Consider the following 19,174-nt stretch of genomic DNA (forward strand, 5'->3'; position numbering starts at 1 on the left):
TGATGGTTTTATTGGTTTGTCATGGTTTTGTTGAACTTTGATGAATATTTACCAGACTTGGTTTGGTAAATGCGATATCGTTTATCCAAAATAGCGATGAATGCACCGACAGCCATAATAATTGCACCCAACCAAATCCAGCGTACCATAGGTTTGACATAGACACGCACCGCCCAAGTATTCATATCTACTTGACCATTTTGAGTGCTGATTGGCTCACCTAATGCCACATACATTTCATTTAATAAACTTGGTCGAATACCAACTTCGGTCATTGGCATCATACTGACAACATAATCACGCTTTTGGGGATATAATACAGCAATTTGCCGACCATGCTGTCTAACAATGATGGTAGCTTGAGTGGCATCATAATTGACCCCTTGAATCATCTCAAATTCTTGTAAATAAAAATCATAGCCTTGAACATGTACGCTATCGCCCACTGTCATGGCAACATCTTTTTCAATACTCATACTGCTGGTCGCTGCCACACCCATCATACAGACAATCACGCCAATATGTGCAATCTGCATACCCCAGTAGCTTGGGCTAAGCTTGGCTAAGCCTGAAAAAATACCGCCTTTATGATGCTTTAGTTTATCTTTAATGTCTAAGATAATAAAGATAAGCACCCACAACGATAAAATCCCAGAGACATAAATACCATAATCAAACAATGGCTCTTCTGCCAATTGAGACACCATATAAGCCAGCGCAGATCCAAGTACAAATGCACCGATGGCACAAGCCATTAAGGTTGCTAAAAATGGGCGGCTATCGTGTTTATAACGCATGACAACGCCAACGCCCATAAATCCAAGCAAAAGCCAAGTGAGCGGCACAAACAATGCATTAAAATACGGAGGACCGACAGATACTTGACCTAATTTGAAAAAATCGGCAATGATGGGGTATAAAGTACCCAATAAGACGACCAATGTTGCAACCAACAAAACTAAGTTATTAACCACCAACATGGTTTCTCTTGATTTGAGACGGTAACTGCTTTCAACAGTCAATCTCCAACCACGCAATGCAAACATTAATAAGCCAAACCCAATAACGATTGTTAAAATCGCCAGTACAGCCAAACCACGGGTTGGGTCAGCTGCAAACGAATGCACTGAGGTAATGACCCCTGAGCGAACTAGAAATGTTCCAAGTAAAGATAATGCAAAGGCAAAAATCGCAAGCATCATCGTCCAAGCTTTAAATACACCTCGTTTCTCGGTAACAGCCAAAGAGTGCATGAGTGCCGTAGCGGCAAGCCATGGCATGAGTGATGCATTTTCGACAGGGTCCCAAAACCACCAGCCACCCCAGCCCAATTCATAGTACGCCCACCACGAACCCAAAGCAATGCCTAAGGTTAAAAATGTCCACGCAACCAATGTCCAGGGGCGGCTCCAGCGTGTCCAAACTGCATCTAAGCGACCCGCCCATAATGCTGCCATACAAAACGCAAATGGTACTGCAAGCCCCACATAACCCATATAAAGCATGGGTGGATGAAAAATCAGACCAGGATCTTGTAATAATGGATTTAAATCAGCACCATCAACAGGCAAACTTGGTAAAACACGGTCAAACGGTGATGAGGTAAAAATCATCATTGCAAGCATCATAACCTGCACACCGCCTAATATAGATAAAACCCGAGCACGCATCTGTAATGGTAAGCCACGGCTAAATACAGCAACCAACATACACCAAGTTGCCAAAATTGTCATCCAAAGTAGCAACGAGCCTTCATGCCCGCCCCAAGTTGCAGAAAGCTTATAATACCAAGGCATCAAGCTATTTGAATGCTTAGCGACATAAACTAAGCTAAAATCATTATATAAAAAACCTGCAATCAATGCCAAAAATGATACAGCCATCGCTAAAAACTGTGCCATCGCTAGACTTGGTGCCAGTCTTTGCCACTGTACTTGATGTTTGATAACACCGATGGCGGGTAAAATGGCTTGTAGCATTGCAAGTACCAACGCAAGCAATAGCGAAAAGTATCCAAGTTCTGTTATTAGCATAGTAAAACACTCATTTGCTGGCAAAATTTTGCGGGGCTTTTTGATGTTAAATTGTTATCTGTTAACTTATTATCGGTTAGCTTGGTTAGCTTATTATCGGTTAAACGAACCAACCCACTCCAAGATAACTCATATGGCGATATTCTTGTAATATGTACCAAATCAACGATATTTGACTAAAAAAAGACAATCACCAAATGTAACCAACCTGCCAAAAATCCCGTGATACCACCTAAGATAATTAAGGTGATCTCATCTTCTTGAAAAGCTGGTCTTAATAAATTTTGAAACTCTTTAGGAGTTAGGGCACGAATACGACTTTCAAATAATCCAAAAATTTTATTGGCTCGAGAAACATTGAGTTTGGGATCACGAATAGGCACCATCGTTGCATCGATGGATTTATCAATAATTGTATCTTTAAAGGTGTCAAGACTACGCTTATCCATACCCACTTTTAGGCTTGTTGCCACAATTGGATCTTCAAGCATCTCATAAAGATGAGATTTCACCAACTCTCGGGTTTTATCCGCTCGCCTGCCATACATCATTTCATTCATGATATTTTCAAGTGTTACAAGTTCATTGACGACAATTTCGGCAAAAACAGTTGAAACCTCATCCTGACGCTTCATAAAACCACCTTGCCAAGAATATTTATGCCAATGCGGGTGCATCCATACGATTCGTTTTTGATGATCAACCATCTCATAACGAAATAGGCGAACAAATGGGACAGTTTTAGGCTCAACTGGGTTAAATACCATCCAAATGGCAATCCAATTGGTCAACGCTCCCCAAATCATCGCAAAAAAAGGCACTGTCCAATGCTGCGGTACAAAGTAAAAAATGGCCATTTGGAGCACACCAAAGCCAAAGCCAATCAAAGCACTAATTTTCCAAATAAAATTAATTTCTTTTTTGCCGACCCGTAAAAACATATCCACCATAAGCTTACGGTCATTTTCCATTTTGGTGACAATCATCTCACGCATATCTACGAGCGACTCAACATTATAAGTCAAATCCATGACCAAAGATTTCATAATTGCCGCCAAATGTGAGTGAGCGTGGGCATAAATACGGCGGCGTATGGCATATGGCGTATGCGTCCATAGAGTATAAGACCGCTCAAGCATAATTTCATCAATTAAGCTTTCTAGATTTTTATCAACGGTGGCAGTGATAAACTCCGCCATCTCTTCAGGTTCCATCGCCTGAAAAAACTCATCTAAAGACCCAAGTTTTGAGAGTGTTTGGTCAACAATAATACCAGAGATTTTGCCAGCCTTGGCAGGCACAATACCTTGCCACCCCACACCTTTTAAACTAAACGGCAGCCCAAAAATGCGTATGCCCCAAAATTTAATCGGATAAAACAACATCTCAAGTGCCATCCACACATGCGCCCAAGTCACAAATGCTGTGACAGGTGGGATGGTCAGCATGGCGATAAATTCAGGATGCTCACTTAAAGCTTGCCAAAGGGATGAAAACATAGTGTCAATCTTGGGATTAAGAAAGTTAAATGGAGTTTATTGATTAAAATCATGATATGATAACACATCGTATTGTAGCATGTTTTCATGGTGTTTGCGGTGATTTTATCAAAGGTAGCATTATACAAAATTAAAGAATACAAAATCAAAGGCAATGTACTTTTTGCGACAAAAAATAGCCTTAGGCTAACGACCATCAATCATGCTAATCAATCCAAAACCAAATATTACTCTCGCCCAATAACTGTTTAAACGATCATTGTCATGAAAAAACCCACTCAAAAATCCACCAAAGCTGTCAACCAAGTACGCATCATCGGCGGTCAGCATAAACGCAGATTATTAAGCTTTGTAGATGCACAAGGTCTACGCCCCACCCCAGATAGGCTCAAAGAGACACTCTTTAATTGGCTGACTGGATATTTAACCGATGCCAAAATTTTGGATACTTGTGCAGGTAGCGGTGCGCTTGGCTTTGAGGCTGTATCTCGTGGGGCAAAAACAGCAACATTGATTGAGCCAAATCTTGCTCAAGCCCAAATGCTTAAACAAAATGCCAAGCTTTTGAAACTATCAGACAGGCTAACCATTGTGAGCACCGATGCCATCAGTGCTTTAAACACCATGCACGATAGACACGATGCCTTTGATATTATTTTTATCGATCCGCCTTATGCTCTCAATTTATGGCAGCCTATTTTAGAAAATCTGCTTGACAATGCCTTAATCCATGCTGACAGTAGAATCTACCTTGAGGCTGACAAACCCTTACACAGCATACTAGATGATGACACATCTGCCAAGTTCACTCTCATCAAATTAACCAAAGTAGGTCAGGCCATGGCATATTTATTAACACCAACACCCAATTAAATCCGTCAAATCATGGCGTATTCATCCTAATATCATTGAACAAACACACTATTTTTAGCATCAAATCAAATACAATTTTTCTTAACTAAAAATAAACGCCCAAAGACCATAAAATGACTTGATTTTTTAGTCATAAAAGGGCATAGTTATCAATTCTTTTTTAGTTCAGTCATCTGGGTTTGATTGAGCGTTTTCACCAATAAAAGGTATCTAAAATGGCAGAAAAAATGGTTGTTGGTTTGGTTGGGTGGCGTGGCATGGTTGGCTCAGTTTTGATGAGTCGCATGGTTGAAGAAGGCGATTTTCAGCACATTACGCCTGTATTTTTTTCAACCAGCAATGCTGGTGGTCAAGCACCAAGTTTTGATGGTGTGGACGGCGGTACGCTCAAAGATGCAACTGATATCCTAGAGTTATCTCGATGCGATGCCATCATCACCTGCCAAGGCGGTGATTATACAAAGCAAGTACACAGTGCATTGCGAGATAGTGGGTGGCATGGCTATTGGATTGATGCAGCCAGTAGCCTGCGTATGCAAGAAGATGCCATCATCATTCTAGACCCCATCAATCGTGATGTCATTGATAAGGCACTTGCTGATGGTAAAAAAGACTTTATTGGCGGCAACTGTACAGTCAGCCTAATGCTGATGGCAATTGGCGAGCTATTCCGTCGTGGTTGGGTTGAGTGGGTATCTGCCATGACCTATCAAGCCGCTTCAGGTGCTGGTGCGAATAACATGCGTGAACTCATCAAAGGCATGGGTGTTCTGCGTGATTCGGTGTCAGATCAGCTTGATGACCCCGCCTCAGCCATCCTTGAGATTGATAGAACTATTGCTGATACACAGCGTAGCGACGATTTTCCCAAGCAGCATTTTGGTGCTGTACTGGCAGGCAGTTTAATTCCTTACATTGACAGTCAGCTAGATAATGGTCAATCTCGTGAAGAATGGAAAGCTCAAGCTGAAACCAATAAAATCTTAGGTAAATCAGCTGATGAAACCATCAATATCGATGGTATTTGTGTGCGTATCGGCGCCATGCGATGCCACAGCCAAGCACTTACCATCAAGCTAACCAAAGACATTCCCTTGGCAGAGATCACAACCGCACTGCGTGAAAGCAACAATCCATGGCTTGATGTTGTTGAAAATGATAAAGCCACCAGCATGGAGCGTCTGACCCCTGTGGCTGTTACAGGTACGTTAAATGTTGCTGTGGGTCGTCTGCGTAAACTGAATATGGGCGGTGAATACTTGACCGCATTTACAGTCGGTGATCAGCTGCTTTGGGGTGCTGCTGAGCCTTTGCGTCGTATGCTTGCCATCCTGCAAGGTCGTATCTGATTTTACAAAATCACCAAATTAAGGTGTGTCGTGACTGACGCACCTTTTTTTGATGGCTTTATTAGGCAGTTTTATTTATAATATTGAGTAAATTTATTCTATGAAAGCACAATACATCTGAGTTGACATAGCCCTAAATACAGCTTAATTATTATGACACCTACCCAATCACCCATTTGCCTCATCTATGCTGGCGGCACTTTTGGCAGCCATGGCACACCACTATCTGCTTTGCCTGCTGAGATTTTTTTGCCAATACTCAGCAATCTATATGGCACAACTGATCATCATATAAAAATCTTGAACAATCAGATCATCAAAGACTCAAGCCTTATGACGCCATCTGATTTTGTGGGCTTTTATGAGCTGATTTTGACCGCTTATCATGATGGTTATCGAAAATTTGTACTCATCACAGGCACTGATACGCTCAGTTTTTTGGCGGCTTTTTTGGCACATGCATTTGATGAATTTACCGATTTAAGTCTCGTGATTACTGGCAGTATGCAGCCTTTATTATTGCCACAATGTGCTGATTTATCCATCAATTATGATAGCGACGCTTGGAATAATTTATCGCAGTCTTTGGATTTGGCAGCGGCACAGTGTGGCACATTTGTCCATTTTCATCATCAATCATTCAATGCCAAACATACCCAAAAAATCAATAGCCAAGCACCCAATGCCTTTATGGGAGCAGATGCCATATTTAATAAATCATCACCACCATCGATCAATACCGCCATTTACTTAAATCAATTACCCTCATTGATTAAGCGTGCTAAATCTGTCAAGATTCGGTCAGTGTATGCACTGCCTAACGATCCTAATGCACTGGCTGATGAATTGTTGGTAGCGGCTGATGCTTGTGCGGTGATTTTGATTGGCTATGGTGCAGGCAATCTACCTAAGTCACAAGCCATAATTGATGCTTTGGCAAAGTTAACAGATCGTGGCGTTGCCATCATTTGTACCACCATGTGTGCCTATGGTGGTACAAATATGGACTATGCAGCAGGGGCTTGGCAATATGAACATGGTGTTTGGGCATCTGGTTCATTAACCATTCCGTCTATTTATGGTCAAATACTTTGGCTATCCATCACCCAAAAGCTCACCGCTTGGCACTGGAAATTCTCATGAAAACACATACTTTGGCTGTCGGTATCGAATTCATCGGCACACGCTATCGTGGTTGGCAGCGGCAAGAAGAAGTCATCGGCGTACAAGCCGTCATCGAAAAAGCACTGTCCACCATTGCCAATGAGTCCATTGAGCTTATCGCTGCTGGGCGTACCGATGCAGGCGTACACGCAGGTAATATGATTGCACATTTTGTAACGCACGCTGAGCGCTCAGCCCACAGTTGGTTGCGTGGTACAAATAGCCTACTGCCTGATGACATTGCCTTAAGGTGGGTTCAGCCCATGCCTGATGATTTTCATGCTCGCTTTAGTGCCATCGCTCGTCGTTATCGCTATATCACACTCAATCAGCCCTATCGCCCTGCCATTTTACGCCATCAAGTCACGCATGAATACACTAAGCTTGATATAGATGCTATGATAATAGCCAGCCAATTTATCGTAGGTACACATGATTTTAGCAGTTTTCGGGCAGCTGCCTGCCAATCAAATCAGCCAGTACGTACAGTCACACATGCCAACTTGTTTCAGCATGGCAGCTACTTGATACTAGATATCCAAGCCGACGGATTTTTACATCACATGGTTCGTAACATCATGGGAGCGTTATTTGCTGTTGGACGAGGAGAAATATCCCCAGAGACATTTTATGAGCTGATGCTTGCAAAAAATCGCACTTTGGCACCACCAACCGCATCTGCTGATGGGCTATATTTTATCAATGCCTATTATCATAAACGCTTTGAATCACTACTACCGCAGATGCCACTAACGCCATTATGGCTAAACTTACCTGATTGATACTCAATCATGACATCAGGTACACGGTCATGATAAATCGTACAAAATCATCATTTGATGCTGTATTTTTCACCAAAAAAGAGTATAATAGACCAAATTCATTATTGATTACTTAAGATTATGGCAAAAAAAGACGATATTATCGAATTTGAAGGCGAGGTTATTGATACTTTGCCAAATACTTTATTCAAGGTTCGCCTAGATAATGGACACGAAATCATCGCCCACATTTCAGGTAAAATGAGAAAGCACTATATCCGTATCCTAACAGGCGATAAAGTCAAAGTTGAAATGACACCTTATGACTTAACCAAAGGTCGTATTACATACCGTGGCAAATAATCTGACAGATACGACAAACCCAATCAATTGGTTGGGTTTTTTTGGTATTTGAAATATGTGTATTTTGTGTTAGTTATTTTTGATGGCTGATCAATTTGAGAAGATGTGATTAATTAAATAAGTACTTTATATGATGGATACACCATTAACCATTCTCATCCATGGCTTACACTTAAGCCCTTGGTATATGAAACCTTTGGAGAAAAAATTAATCAATTTGGGATTATCGACCCATCGCTACGGTTATCGCAGTTTGATGCAGCCCATCGCCGTACACAGTGAAAACCTACATCAATATCTTACCCAAACCCATGATGTCAATCGCCCAATCAATTTAGTTGGGCATAGCTTGGGTGGTTTGGTCATTCGGCATTTTTTGGCAAATTATCCTGTCTGGCGGATACATCGCTGTGTTACCTTGGGAACGCCACACTGCGGCAGTCAAGTTGCACACTATGCCAACACATACCTAAAACCATTCGTCAATCAATCTTATTTGGGCGCACTTGATGGTACTTGTCCACAACTGCCCAATGGTATTGAGCTTGGCATCATTGCAGGCAATCGACCTTTTGGGCTTGGTTTGCCTTTATTAATGCTACACAAGCGATTACATCGCCTAAATAAGCTTGATGCTCAACATGATGGTACTGTCTTTGTTTCTGAAACAATACTTCAAAATGCCAAGGATTATTTATTACTGCCAGTCAGTCATACAGGGCTACTCACAGATTTGACTGTTGCCCATCAAACCGCATATTTTTTAAACCATGGTAAATTTCAACACCAGCCCAATCATTAATCGATACCAAAACACTACCTAAGCCATAGCTAACATTTAACCACCAAATTGATTATCGCAATAAAAAGCCCATCATTAAGATGAGCTTTTTTGCTTCGGGTAAAGATTAGAATTTATATTCTAAACCTGCGCCGATACCAAAGCCACTGTTCTTATAACCATCAAACTTTGTATCTTTGTGTGCATTTTTATGTGTTTCATTACTGCCCTCATACTTGACATTTTTACGCTCGCTGTTGACATAGCCAGTGTAGACATGACCTGTGGTGGCTTTATTAAAGGCATATTTACCACCAATACCAACACCCACTGACTCATCGCCATCATTACCAGCAACATTTTTAATCAAAGTTGCCTGACCATAGGCTGTCCATGGCGTGGCAGTTTTCATCTCGCCACTCACGATAAGGGTGTTTTCTTTTTTATCGCCTACCTTGCCCTCAGACAAAGGACTGGCTTTTTGATTTTTGGCAGCGACACCAAATTCTGAGATTTGATATAAAGCACCTACAGTCAATGCTGGAGAAACCGCATAGTTGCCAGATAGGCGAATGTGACTGTCATCACCGTAGTGAATATAAGTCGCACCTGCATTGATAGGGCCTGTGCTATAAGTTGCACCCACACCAAACTGGTCATCTTTGGCAAGACCGCCCTTGTCAGTATCTGAGTCAAATGCATACATAGCTAAGAACTGAGTACCATTATACTCAGGTGATACATAAGCAAAGGCATTGTTGGCACGAGGGGCATTAAAAGTAGGACCGATGTCAGCGACATTATTACCTTCCAACATGCTGGCAAAATCAACACTGTCATCAATAGTTGTTAAGCGACCAGCCAACAATGTGCCGTATTGTTTATGAGCAAGACCTAGGTAAGTATCACGAGATTTAAAGTTATCGCCACGATCAGCATCAATGTCAATCTTATATTCAAGTTGATACACAACATCAGTATTAGCATTTAAAGCTTCAGAACCTTTAAAACCAATGCGTGAGGTATTTGAGTTAAGCCCGCTTTCATTGGTATCTTCAGATAATTGTACAAGACCTGAATTATAAGTTGTATCAGTATTGTTGGCATCAATAGTCAAAAATGCTTTACCGTAAACAGTCGGTGTTGCTTGTGCAGCAGATACAGATAAAGCAGCGACAGCGGTTGCTAGAGCAAGTTTTTTCATGGTTTTCTCCACTGGAAAGGTGTATTCCCTAGTACAATCGTACTTGTCAATAAGATACACTGGCAAAATGCCGATGTATCGCTAACGATGATGATAATTCATCATGACACAGAGTAACATAAAATTACATGTTGTATCAATATGGAATACTAAAATTTATACTATGGCTATAGGATACCAACTTTAAAATATTTTGCAATACCTTAATAATTAAAATTTCTATAATATGAATAAGTATTTATGTAATAAATTGATATATATAATATTTTTTGTATATTAAATTTGTATTATTTTGAATTATTACGATTTAATGATGATAAAATCAGCTCACTAAATTCAATAAAATTAAAAAATTTGTTACAATTTAATTGCTATTACCCACCTAAAAATCTTGACAAATAAAATATTTATAAACTTAATTTTAGATAGTGAGTGTAATATGAACATAAAAATATTGCATAACTGTAACGATTATAAATATATTGTTCAATGAATTGCCCAAAACTTTTACATTGATAAGTTTGAATATAAAACTTAGGTATTTGTCTATCATTTGGGTAATTAAGCTATGGTATAATAAATTTATTTATGACATTTTGGATGATATATGAGTGAAGCGATCACCGCCCCTGAAGATGATCTAACAGTCATCACGACCCATGCACGCACCAAGACAGATATTAGCCATATCCATGAGTTTTTAGGTTGTCGCACCTCGGAGCGCTGGCTAAACTTGGCATGTGAACATCTACCACTGCTACTCCAAGATCATGCTAACTGTGAAAAAAAGGCAGCAGGCACAGCGATGAATTTGATTTTTCGTTATGAATTTCATCGCACTTTACAAGAGCGTTTGGCTCAATTGGTGCGTGAAGAGATGCTGCACTATGAGCAAGTTTTATCATTAATGAAAGAGCGTAACATTGATTGGTATTATCTGCCTGCAGGTCGCTACGCCAAGGGGCTTTTGAAACACAAACGCACCTATGAACCTGCTGCGATGGTAGATGTGCTGATTATTGGTGCATTCATTGAAGCTCGATCATGTGAGCGATTTGGGGCGTTGTCAGAGGTTATTGATGATGAAAAACTGGCACGCTATTATAAGTATTTACTCAAATCAGAAAGCCGTCATTATGAAGACTACTTAATGTTGGCTCGCTCCATCACAGATGACAGTATTGATGAACGGGTGGCTTTTTTTCGTGACATTGAATGTGAGCTGATACAGTCGCCTGATGATGAGCTACGCTTTCATAGTGGCACACCAAGCGATACTTTGATGGCAAATGGTGTGCCACCAATCATCTCATCGCCCAACAAGTTGTAACCTGATTAAAAGGCACTCATCATGTATCATTTTCCAACGCCCATCTATACAGCAAATGCGGTCAAAGACTGGCAGAATCGTTGGGTTGGGCTCGGTAATCGTAGTTTTGGGCTGATGCAGCAAGCCGCACTGATGATGTCCAATACACTAAAAGCTCATCTAAAGCCTGATAGCTCTATCTGTATTTGGTGCGGCGTTGGCAACAATGGCGGTGATGGTTATTTACTTGGGGTATACTTGTCGGAGTATTATCATGTGTCCATCTACCCTGCCCTGCCTGCTAAGAGTGATGATGCTGTTTGGGCTTATCAAGATGTAATTGCTGCTGATTTACCTATTTTACAGTCGCCTATCGAAGCAGATATACATATTGATGCATTATTTGGCGATGGTTTGACACACCCATTGGATGATATTTGGTGTACCATCATTGAGCAGTATAATGCCATAAAAGGTACCAAAATCGCTATTGATATACCTTCAGGGCTACATCCTGATACTGGTATACCTCTGCCCTGTGCAACACAGGTGGATATGACACTGTGCCTAATGGCTTATAAAGCTGGGTTATTCATGGGTTATGCCAAAAACTATGTTGGGTGTATTATCAATCATCCGTTAATTCCCACTGATATGTTACTTGAGCCAATTGCTATCATAAATAACCGCTTACCCAGCCTACCCAACAGAACCAGACATAGCAATCATCTACATAAAGGCGGCGCAGGTTCGGTCATGGTCATTGGTGGCTCTGCACTCATGGGCGGTGCTGCCTTGATGAGTGCTGAAGCTGCCATTCAAGTCGGTGCAGGTCGAGTCACGGTCATGACACATCCCAATCACCATACCGCCATCATCAGCAAAAGCCCCAACCTGATGCTTGGGCATATCGATAAGATTGACCAAACACAGCTTACTGAGATGACTGCAATATGCTTTGGCATGGGGCTTGGGCGTGATGACTGGGCTAAGAGCATTTTTAAAAAGTGGCTGGCAATACTAATGACACACCATATGCCAATCGTACTCGATGCCGATGCACTATGGCATTTGGCAAATCAGCCACCATCTCGCCTGCCTGATCACTGTATCGGTACACCACATCACGCCGAAGCTGGGCGACTTTTGGGTATCAGTGCAACACAAGTTGAAGCCGATCGTATGGCTGCCATTATTCAGCTACAAAATCACTATGGCGGACAGTGGATTTTAAAAGGAGCGAATTCTTTGAGTATTGATACTTTGGGCAATATCAGTATCTGTACCTTGGGTAATGCTGGCATGGCAACCGCTGGTATGGGCGATGTATTATCTGGTATGCTGGCAGGTCTACTCGCCCAAGATGCTACCTTACCCTTTGCTCAAATTATCGCTTTACATGCCAGAAGCGGTGATATACTAAGCCAAGAGAGTATCAGTGTTGATGTCAATAAGATGGGTAATACTGCCGCCAAACTGCTCAAAACCAATGCCATACCCTCTGATAATTAGCATAGTATCACCAAATCAGATAATAAAAACCTGATTCAAATCAACGGTTTGACCAAGGTTTTTATTGATGATAAATTGGAATTTGGCCACTTCTTGGTAATCTTCATCTTAATGGTTTTCATCTGTTAGCCTTATGGCATACATGATTTTTTAGTTATTGTGACTGATTTTGCCATTTAAAATAAATTGCTGTCAGGACAGTGATCATAAAATTCCGATACGCCTAATGGCAACCACATACCGAAACTTTGATCAATTTGATATCATTAAATAACCAAAAAGCAAAACAACCAAAAAGTAATTTATGAGCCCAACAACTTTACCACTGCCTTGGCAGCCACCCGTTTTACACGCTGATTTTAAAAGTACGCCTAATGACTTTATCGTTACTGAGATTTTGGACATCGAACACTCAGGCAACGGTGAACATCTGTGGCTACATATCACCAAGATAAATCTAAATACCACCTATGTCGTAAAGCTGCTTGCCAATTGGGCGGGCGTACCTATGCGTGATGTCGGCTACTCTGGACTCAAAGATCGGCACGCAATAACGCATCAATGGTTTAGTATTCGCCTACCCACTAAGGCGATACCAAAGACTTCTTTGGAAAGTTTTGCCAAAGCATATCTGAATGATGACGAATCTTTTATACTTAACCATCTTATTTGGCATAGTCGCAAACTCAACCGAGGTACGCACAAATACAATCATTTTGCCATTCGCCTGCGTCATCTTAACGGTGATATCGATGCCATCGATGAGACGCTTGAGCGTATTAAATCTGGCGGCGTGCCGAATTATTTTGGTGAACAAAGGTTTGGAATCGATGGTAAAAATCTTGATAAGGCTCACAGTTTTTTTGAAAGCCAGCTGATGAGTGATCAGCCCTATCGTCCCCACAAAAAATTTGCCGAAAAAGATGGACTGCTGATATCAGCCGCCAGAAGTGCTCTGTTTAACGCCATGCTGGGCAAGCGTGTGGCTGATGGTACATGGAATCGGGCACTTTTGGGTGATGTTTTTAATTTAGAGGGTACGGGTTCAATTTTTCAAAATATGCCAACGGATGATGTGAAAACCCGTATCAAACAGTGCGACATTCATCCAACTGCACCACTCATTGGCATCGGTGATCGGCGTGACTGCGGCAGTGTTCGGATGCTTTATGATACACTGCTTAATCATCATCACAACCAAACACTCTACCAAGGATTGATAAAAATCGGTGCCAAATTGACATATCGCCCACTTCGACTGATGGTGTATGATCTGACTTGGAATCGGTCGGGCGATGAGTTATATCTTGAATTTAGACTGCCCAAAGGTGCGTTTGCTACCGTTGTGATTTCTATGATTGTCCAAGAGTATCAATCAAAGGATAGTTAAGATTATGAAATTTTAAGATGATTAAAATAATGAATAATCCACTACTGAATCATCAATACAGATCATCATCTCAAATCAGCTTTGGGGGAAATAGTTATCTAAGCCTTCTTTGATGCCTGAACTGATCACACCTTTTAGAGGTTTGGCAAACAGTCCAAGTTTAGCTTGAAAGGTGATTTTATCAGCAGTCAAAGTTGCTTGAGCATCGACACCTGCTTTATGAATGCTTGCATTGTCTTGGTTGTTACCTTTGATATAGTTGATATTTAGCCCAAACTGATTTTCGGCCTCTTGTAGCCATGCTTGTGCTTTCGTTCTGGCACTTTCAAAATCCAAACCATGCTGACGCTCAAAATAAATATCACTCATAAAAACCTTTTTACCTTAGTTAATGAAACTCAATTGATTGACCATTGTAGCGTATTTTATCTTCAGTTTAGGTGCTATTTTGTCACTTATTGTACCATCAATGAATTTAGGTTTTTGGTAAGGTGACACCTGTTTGACCTTGATATTTACCACCACGATCTTTATAAGAAATTTGGCACACATCATCAGCATCTGATTGGAAAAATAGCATCTGTGCCACACCCTCACCAGCATAGATGCGTGCTGGCAAATTGGTGGTATTGCTAAATTCTAAGGTTACATGCCCCTCCCATTCAGGCTCAAGTGGCGTGACATTGACAATGATTCCACAGCGTGCATAAGTGGATTTGCCCAAACAGATCGTCAGTACATCTCTTGGGATGCGAAAATACTCAACAGTGCGCGCCAAAGCAAATGAATTTGGTGGAATGATACATTCATCACCAATGATGTCAATAAAACTGCGATCATCAAAGTTTTTGGGATCTACGATGGCTGAATGCACATTGGTAAATACCTTAAATTCATTAGCACAGCGTACATCATATCCATAGCTTGAGGTGCCGTAGCTGACCAACTTTTGACCTTGTGCATTGTAGCGTACCTGCTCAGGCTCAAACGGCTCAATCATGCCATAACTTTCGGCCATTTGACGAATCCAGCGATCTGATTTAATAGACATTATTTACTCTTATGTGTTTAAATTTGTTTTTATTATAGAGCATTTACCCCATCTTTTGTAGTGCTTATTAAAACAAATCTGCTCTAAAAACCACCAACCCACCCACCATGTTTCTGGAGAATTTATGGTCTGATGCTTGTGAAATTCTTGACATCTGCTAATATATTAAGCATGGATCTATGGATAAAATAAGCATACAGGACGACTGGCATGAATTGCTTTGACTTTAGTACCGTACCTTATAATACACTGCCAATCATCAAAGGCAAGTGCTTGAAAAAGCAACAGATATTATCTTTTTTGATGATAATGCCGCCATCATTGAAGCACAAGATAGTATTGATACTTTGTATATCATCATCAAAGGTATGGTCAAAGAAATTGATGCCAGTGGCGAGATATTGGCACTGTATCACCCTTCAGATAGCTTTGATACACGGGCGCTGTTTGGACAGTCTTATCGGCATAGTTTTATTGCCGTTGAACAAAGTTTATTATACGCCATGCCCAAAACCATCATCCGTACACTCATCGAAGAAAACAGCGAATTTGGTGCTTACTTTTTTGCCAATATTGCCGATAAGCTCAAAAATCAATCAGATCATCGCCGTGAAAATGAGCTGGCTGGATTATTCACTGCCAAAGTGCGTGATGCTTATCGCTCATATGATGAGTTGTATGATGGCTCAATTGGTTTGATTGCCGCTACCAAAATCATGCAGATAAATAAATCCAAATCCTTACTCATCCACCACGATGGTAAATCGGTCTAGTAACCGAGTCGGCATTTCGTGATGCCTTCATTCACTCATCAGGCACGCTTAACCCCAATGATGCCACACATCTGTAGGCACATTTTGATTTGGTTTGTGCCGATGCCGATGCCGATGATTTTATGTTCAGTGCTTTATTAAAAATGATGAATCATCGCATTCAGCGGGTGGTCGTTACCGCCAATGGTGATCCCATTGGTGTACTTAAACAAATTGATATTTTGGCATTTTTGTCCAATCACAGTCATTTGATTGCCGAAAAATTGGAAGTTGCAACCAATTTGGATGCTCTCACCCAAGTGGCATCACAGATGAACCACACCATCTCAGTACTCTACGCCAATGGCATGCAAGCCAAACAATTAGCCCAGCTCATGCAGGTACTTAATAGCCGTCTGTTTGAAAAAGCATGGCAAATGATTGCACCTGCCAATCTTGTCGCCAATACTTGTTTGGTCGTGATGGGTTCTGAAGGTCGGGGCGAACAAGTTTTAAAAACCGATCAAGATAATGCGTTGATATTGTCCGTGATGGCATTGATATGCAAATGATGCAGCCTTATGCTGAGCGTTTTTCTGGCATTTTGGCGGAGTTTGGATATCCACCTTGCTTAGGTAAAATTATGGTCAATAATCCATCATGGTGCCAATCGGTCAGTGAATTTAAGCAAACTGTAGGCAGCTGGTACAAAAACCCCACGCCTGATCATATGATGAATTTGGCAATTTTTATGGATGCCAAATCCGTCAGCGGTGATGAAGCACTACTTAAAGAAGTACGCACGCACCTAAGTGGCTATTTGGACAGCGATGTGGGGATGCTGATGAGTTTTGCACGGGCAGTTAATCAGTTTGATGAAGATGGGCATGGATTTTTTGCACAAATTTTGGGTCACAAAAGCACAAAATGGATATTAAAAAATGGGAATATTCCCTGTGGTGCATGGCACTTGTGCATTGGCACTCAAGGCAAAAATTAGTAAGACCAACATTTTGAACGCATCGCACGGCTATCTCAGATGGGTTTAATCGAACAACAGCTTAGCCAAGATGTCTCAGAGGCATTGGCTTATCTGATGAACACACGCCTAAAAAATGAACTTTTGGCACTCAAGCACAACCAAGAGCTTGCCCCAAACCACATTAATACCGAAAATTTATCCACACTTGAGCGAGATTTATTAAAAGATGCGTTACAAGTTGTGAGGCAATTTAAGCACCATGTCAGTAGCCAGTTTAATCTACACTATGCTTAAGGTGCGTTATGTTTGATAAATTAATACATCACTATTATCGCCGTCAGCTTAAAGATAAACGCTATGAATTTTTGTATGACACGCATCCTGATAAGTTGGTCAGCTTTGATTGTGAGACAACCAGTCTTGATATCTCTGAAGCCCAAATCATCTCTATCGGTGCTGTCAAAATCCGTGGCAATCGCATCTTAACCAGTGAAACCTTTGAAATTTTAATCAAGCCTGAGGGCATGATACAAGCAACCAATGTCACCATCCACGGACTAAGACCCAAGGACTTAAGTGGCGGTGTCAAGGTAGATTTTGCCATTGAGCAATTTTTGCAGTTTGTGGGTGGACGACCGCTTGTGGGATATTTTTTTGGAATATGATGTGGTGATGGTGAATAAGTTTTTAAAACCCATGCTGGGTATCAAACTGCCACAGCCAAAAATTGAAGTGTCTCGGCTGTTTTATGCCCAAGAAACCAAAAACAAATACTATGACAGCTATGTTGATTTGGCCATGGCAGGCATGATTAAATCCTTGGGGATGCCTGACCTACCAAGGCATGATGCTTTGAACGATGCCATCAATGTGGCGATGATGTACCTTACCTTAAAGCATCGAAAAGTATAGCTAAATTGTAAGCAGGCTAAACAAACCATACCCCCATTTGGTTTACCAAATAAAATCACCGTCTTATCGTCCGCCTGCCAGTGTGACCAAAGTCACTGTCATCATGATACCAGCCAAGGTACCAGTACTGGTGCTAAAAATGCTGTCATAATGCCATTTAAAATCAGACCCAATGTCGCATAAGCCACATAACGCCCGCCCAGCTGCATTGAGCGTACCGTACCAAGCGCATGAGATGCCGAACCAAGTGATAACCCCATGCCCATTGGCAATCTCATGCCTGATTTATAAAGTATCCAAACACCAAAAATCTGACCTACCACGCCTGCAATCAGCACCGTTGCCGCCGTAATGCCGATAATTCCACCCAAAGCTTGGGTAACCTCGATGGCAATCGGCATCGTCACAGACTTCGCTGCCGTTGCGATCATGCTATCATAACTACCGCCCAACGCCCGTACAATCCACACACCAGAGACGATACCAACAAGACTTGCCACAAATTGAGACACCAAAATCGGCAGCCACTGTACACGAATTTTTTGCCATTGAATATACAAAGGCACTGCCAAACACACAACCACAGGCTGAAGCCAAAAGGTGATATAGCTACTGGCTTGTTCAAACGCCTGCCATTTGATATTGGCAAATTTTAAAATCAAGATAACAACAATGGTTGTTACCAAAGTTGGGTTAATCAACGGCTGGTTGAAGCGTGTTCTTGCCCATATTGTCAGCTCAAATACACCCATCAAAAGCATCAGCAGTAAAAATGGACTGGTAGACAGCGTCTGGTACAGTGTTACAAATTTATCCATCTGACTTATCTGCCTTGGTTTTTGGTGGTTTGAGCATGAGATTTTTGAAGTTTTCTTAGCCAAGTGTATGAGCCTGCCGAGGTTAATAGCACCAAAATTGTGCTGACACTCACACCGATGATTAGCACCCAAAAATCATCTCGAATGATGTCTAGATATTGCATGATAGAAATACAAGCAGGTACGACAAGTAGCACCAAATAATCCATTAACACTTTGGCAAGTTTTTCGATGGTGGCAAGCTTAACTATGCCTACCTGCAATGCCAAAAATAATAAAATCAGTCCAACGACGCTCGGCGGCAGCGGCAAATCAAATAAGCCCACGATGACTTGACCCAGAAATAAGCAACCAAATACAATCATTATCGCCTTTAAGATCATGACATATCCTTATACTGTATCGCCATATGACCAATGAA

Annotated in this window: 22 protein-coding genes; 15 read left to right on the forward strand and 7 right to left on the reverse strand. The window is 41.3% G+C overall.

Annotated features, from left to right (window positions below):
• Positions 1-8: 8 nt before the first annotated feature.
• Together A4U55_RS02185 and A4U55_RS02190 are read right to left on the reverse strand one after the other, a co-directional pair.
• Positions 9-2,033 carry a heme lyase CcmF/NrfE family subunit gene (locus A4U55_RS02185; protein ID WP_003657449.1) on the reverse strand — a complete coding sequence of 675 codons (2,025 nt, stop codon included), beginning with the start codon at positions 2,031-2,033 and terminating at the stop codon, positions 9-11.
• A gap of 176 nt (positions 2,034-2,209) precedes the next feature.
• Complete coding sequence (locus A4U55_RS02190) at positions 2,210-3,532, reverse strand: membrane protein (RefSeq protein WP_003657451.1); 1,323 nt, start codon at positions 3,530-3,532, stop codon at positions 2,210-2,212.
• A gap of 264 nt (positions 3,533-3,796) precedes the next feature.
• On the opposite strand from A4U55_RS02190, the gene rsmD reads away from it, so the two are divergent.
• From rsmD to A4U55_RS02220, 6 genes are all read left to right on the forward strand, one after another.
• Positions 3,797-4,405 (forward strand): 16S rRNA (guanine(966)-N(2))-methyltransferase RsmD, encoded by a 609-nt coding sequence (gene rsmD, locus A4U55_RS02195; RefSeq protein WP_003657453.1) that lies wholly within the window; start codon positions 3,797-3,799, stop codon positions 4,403-4,405.
• 227 nt (positions 4,406-4,632) lie between these two features.
• On the forward strand, positions 4,633-5,754 hold the full coding sequence (asd, locus tag A4U55_RS02200; RefSeq protein ID WP_003657455.1) for an aspartate-semialdehyde dehydrogenase: 1,122 nt from the start codon (positions 4,633-4,635) through the stop codon (positions 5,752-5,754).
• Positions 5,755-5,907: 153 nt separating this feature from the next.
• Complete coding sequence (locus tag A4U55_RS02205) at positions 5,908-6,897, forward strand: asparaginase (protein ID WP_003664612.1); 990 nt, start codon at positions 5,908-5,910, stop codon at positions 6,895-6,897.
• Positions 6,894-7,700 (forward strand): tRNA pseudouridine(38-40) synthase TruA, encoded by an 807-nt coding sequence (truA, locus tag A4U55_RS02210; protein ID WP_003657458.1) that lies wholly within the window; start codon positions 6,894-6,896, stop codon positions 7,698-7,700. Before A4U55_RS02205 ends, truA begins: the two co-directional genes overlap by 4 nt.
• Positions 7,701-7,820: 120 nt before the next feature.
• Positions 7,821-8,042, forward strand: a complete 222-nt coding sequence (gene infA, locus A4U55_RS02215; RefSeq protein ID WP_003657459.1) for a translation initiation factor IF-1 — start codon at positions 7,821-7,823, stop codon at positions 8,040-8,042.
• 133 nt (positions 8,043-8,175) lie between these two features.
• Positions 8,176-8,844: an esterase/lipase family protein gene (locus A4U55_RS02220; RefSeq protein ID WP_003657460.1), complete on the forward strand. Its 669-nt coding sequence runs from the start codon at positions 8,176-8,178 to the stop codon at positions 8,842-8,844.
• Positions 8,845-8,950: 106 nt separating this feature from the next.
• Here A4U55_RS02220 and A4U55_RS02225 read toward each other — a convergent pair whose 3' ends face one another.
• Positions 8,951-10,027 carry a porin gene (locus tag A4U55_RS02225; RefSeq protein WP_003657461.1) on the reverse strand — a complete coding sequence of 359 codons (1,077 nt, stop codon included), beginning with the start codon at positions 10,025-10,027 and terminating at the stop codon, positions 8,951-8,953.
• A 607-nt stretch (positions 10,028-10,634) separates the two neighbouring features.
• Here A4U55_RS02225 and miaE point away from each other — a divergent pair.
• The 3 genes from miaE (at position 10,635) to truD (ending at position 14,238) form a co-directional block, all read left to right on the forward strand.
• Complete coding sequence (gene miaE, locus A4U55_RS02230) at positions 10,635-11,357, forward strand: tRNA-(ms[2]io[6]A)-hydroxylase (protein WP_003660242.1); 723 nt, start codon at positions 10,635-10,637, stop codon at positions 11,355-11,357.
• Positions 11,358-11,378: 21 nt separating this feature from the next.
• Positions 11,379-12,848, forward strand: a complete 1,470-nt coding sequence (locus A4U55_RS02235; RefSeq protein WP_003660243.1) for an NAD(P)H-hydrate dehydratase — start codon at positions 11,379-11,381, stop codon at positions 12,846-12,848.
• A 304-nt stretch (positions 12,849-13,152) separates the two neighbouring features.
• Complete coding sequence (gene truD, locus A4U55_RS02240; RefSeq protein ID WP_063453963.1) at positions 13,153-14,238, forward strand: tRNA pseudouridine(13) synthase TruD; 1,086 nt, start codon at positions 13,153-13,155, stop codon at positions 14,236-14,238.
• 75 nt (positions 14,239-14,313) lie between these two features.
• Here truD and A4U55_RS02245 read toward each other — a convergent pair whose 3' ends face one another.
• Positions 14,314-14,607 (reverse strand): polyhydroxyalkanoic acid system family protein, encoded by a 294-nt coding sequence (locus A4U55_RS02245; protein ID WP_003657466.1) that lies wholly within the window; start codon positions 14,605-14,607, stop codon positions 14,314-14,316.
• A 106-nt stretch (positions 14,608-14,713) separates the two neighbouring features.
• Positions 14,714-15,289, reverse strand: a complete 576-nt coding sequence (gene dcd, locus A4U55_RS02250; protein WP_003657468.1) for a dCTP deaminase — start codon at positions 15,287-15,289, stop codon at positions 14,714-14,716.
• Between the two features lie 269 nt (positions 15,290-15,558).
• On the opposite strand from dcd, the gene A4U55_RS02255 reads away from it, so the two are divergent.
• From A4U55_RS02255 to A4U55_RS09095, 6 genes are all read left to right on the forward strand, one after another.
• Complete coding sequence (locus A4U55_RS02255; RefSeq protein ID WP_049156638.1) at positions 15,559-16,062, forward strand: Crp/Fnr family transcriptional regulator; 504 nt, start codon at positions 15,559-15,561, stop codon at positions 16,060-16,062.
• A gap of 89 nt (positions 16,063-16,151) precedes the next feature.
• The gene (locus A4U55_RS09285; RefSeq protein WP_063453964.1) at positions 16,152-16,613 is read left to right on the forward strand and encodes a DUF294 nucleotidyltransferase-like domain-containing protein; all 462 of its coding nucleotides are present in this window, start codon (positions 16,152-16,154) and stop codon (positions 16,611-16,613) included.
• The gene (locus A4U55_RS02265) at positions 16,604-17,041 is read left to right on the forward strand and encodes a DUF294 nucleotidyltransferase-like domain-containing protein (RefSeq protein WP_003660245.1); all 438 of its coding nucleotides are present in this window, start codon (positions 16,604-16,606) and stop codon (positions 17,039-17,041) included. Before A4U55_RS09285 ends, A4U55_RS02265 begins: the two co-directional genes overlap by 10 nt.
• Before the next feature lie 39 nt (positions 17,042-17,080).
• A complete protein-coding gene (locus A4U55_RS02270; RefSeq protein ID WP_227544948.1) occupies positions 17,081-17,317 on the forward strand; it encodes a putative nucleotidyltransferase substrate binding domain-containing protein in 237 nt (78 codons plus the stop codon).
• 8 nt (positions 17,318-17,325) lie between these two features.
• The gene (locus tag A4U55_RS09090; RefSeq protein ID WP_197711689.1) at positions 17,326-17,688 is read left to right on the forward strand and encodes an exonuclease domain-containing protein; all 363 of its coding nucleotides are present in this window, start codon (positions 17,326-17,328) and stop codon (positions 17,686-17,688) included.
• 7 nt (positions 17,689-17,695) lie between these two features.
• Complete coding sequence (locus A4U55_RS09095; RefSeq protein ID WP_197711690.1) at positions 17,696-17,935, forward strand: 3'-5' exonuclease family protein; 240 nt, start codon at positions 17,696-17,698, stop codon at positions 17,933-17,935.
• A gap of 101 nt (positions 17,936-18,036) precedes the next feature.
• On the opposite strand, the gene A4U55_RS02280 is transcribed toward A4U55_RS09095, so the two are convergent.
• Together A4U55_RS02280 and A4U55_RS02285 are read right to left on the reverse strand one after the other, a co-directional pair.
• Positions 18,037-18,753 carry an LrgB family protein gene (locus tag A4U55_RS02280; RefSeq protein WP_003657471.1) on the reverse strand — a complete coding sequence of 239 codons (717 nt, stop codon included), beginning with the start codon at positions 18,751-18,753 and terminating at the stop codon, positions 18,037-18,039.
• Between the two features lie 5 nt (positions 18,754-18,758).
• Positions 18,759-19,118 carry a CidA/LrgA family protein gene (locus A4U55_RS02285; protein WP_227513412.1) on the reverse strand — a complete coding sequence of 120 codons (360 nt, stop codon included), beginning with the start codon at positions 19,116-19,118 and terminating at the stop codon, positions 18,759-18,761.
• Positions 19,119-19,174 lie beyond the last annotated feature (56 nt).

It is taken from the genome of Moraxella catarrhalis, from assembly GCF_001632285.1.
Lineage (GTDB): Bacteria > Pseudomonadota > Gammaproteobacteria > Pseudomonadales > Moraxellaceae > Moraxella > Moraxella catarrhalis.

Bases quoted from the DNA above. Each gene is read 5' to 3' on its own strand.
- A4U55_RS02185 (WP_003657449.1), bottom strand. From the start codon at position 2,033: ATGCTAATAACAGAACTTGGATACTTTTCGCTATTGCTTGCGTTGGTA.
- A4U55_RS02190 (WP_003657451.1), bottom strand. From the start codon at position 3,532: ATGTTTTCATCCCTTTGGCAAGCTTTAAGTGAGCATCCTGAATTTATC.
- rsmD (WP_003657453.1), top strand. From the start codon at position 3,797: ATGAAAAAACCCACTCAAAAATCCACCAAAGCTGTCAACCAAGTACGC.
- asd (WP_003657455.1), top strand. From the start codon at position 4,633: ATGGTTGTTGGTTTGGTTGGGTGGCGTGGCATGGTTGGCTCAGTTTTG.
- A4U55_RS02205 (WP_003664612.1), top strand. From the start codon at position 5,908: ATGACACCTACCCAATCACCCATTTGCCTCATCTATGCTGGCGGCACT.
- truA (WP_003657458.1), top strand. From the start codon at position 6,894: ATGAAAACACATACTTTGGCTGTCGGTATCGAATTCATCGGCACACGC.
- infA (WP_003657459.1), top strand. From the start codon at position 7,821: ATGGCAAAAAAAGACGATATTATCGAATTTGAAGGCGAGGTTATTGAT.
- A4U55_RS02220 (WP_003657460.1), top strand. From the start codon at position 8,176: ATGGATACACCATTAACCATTCTCATCCATGGCTTACACTTAAGCCCT.
- A4U55_RS02225 (WP_003657461.1), bottom strand. From the start codon at position 10,027: ATGAAAAAACTTGCTCTAGCAACCGCTGTCGCTGCTTTATCTGTATCT.
- miaE (WP_003660242.1), top strand. From the start codon at position 10,635: ATGAGTGAAGCGATCACCGCCCCTGAAGATGATCTAACAGTCATCACG.
- A4U55_RS02235 (WP_003660243.1), top strand. From the start codon at position 11,379: ATGTATCATTTTCCAACGCCCATCTATACAGCAAATGCGGTCAAAGAC.
- truD (WP_063453963.1), top strand. From the start codon at position 13,153: ATGAGCCCAACAACTTTACCACTGCCTTGGCAGCCACCCGTTTTACAC.
- A4U55_RS02245 (WP_003657466.1), bottom strand. From the start codon at position 14,607: ATGAGTGATATTTATTTTGAGCGTCAGCATGGTTTGGATTTTGAAAGT.
- dcd (WP_003657468.1), bottom strand. From the start codon at position 15,289: ATGTCTATTAAATCAGATCGCTGGATTCGTCAAATGGCCGAAAGTTAT.
- A4U55_RS02265 (WP_003660245.1), top strand. From the start codon at position 16,604: ATGCAAATGATGCAGCCTTATGCTGAGCGTTTTTCTGGCATTTTGGCG.
- A4U55_RS02270 (WP_227544948.1), top strand. From the start codon at position 17,081: ATGGGTTTAATCGAACAACAGCTTAGCCAAGATGTCTCAGAGGCATTG.
- A4U55_RS09090 (WP_197711689.1), top strand. From the start codon at position 17,326: ATGTTTGATAAATTAATACATCACTATTATCGCCGTCAGCTTAAAGAT.
- A4U55_RS09095 (WP_197711690.1), top strand. From the start codon at position 17,696: ATGGTGAATAAGTTTTTAAAACCCATGCTGGGTATCAAACTGCCACAG.
- A4U55_RS02280 (WP_003657471.1), bottom strand. From the start codon at position 18,753: ATGGATAAATTTGTAACACTGTACCAGACGCTGTCTACCAGTCCATTT.
- A4U55_RS02285 (WP_227513412.1), bottom strand. From the start codon at position 19,118: ATGATTGTATTTGGTTGCTTATTTCTGGGTCAAGTCATCGTGGGCTTA.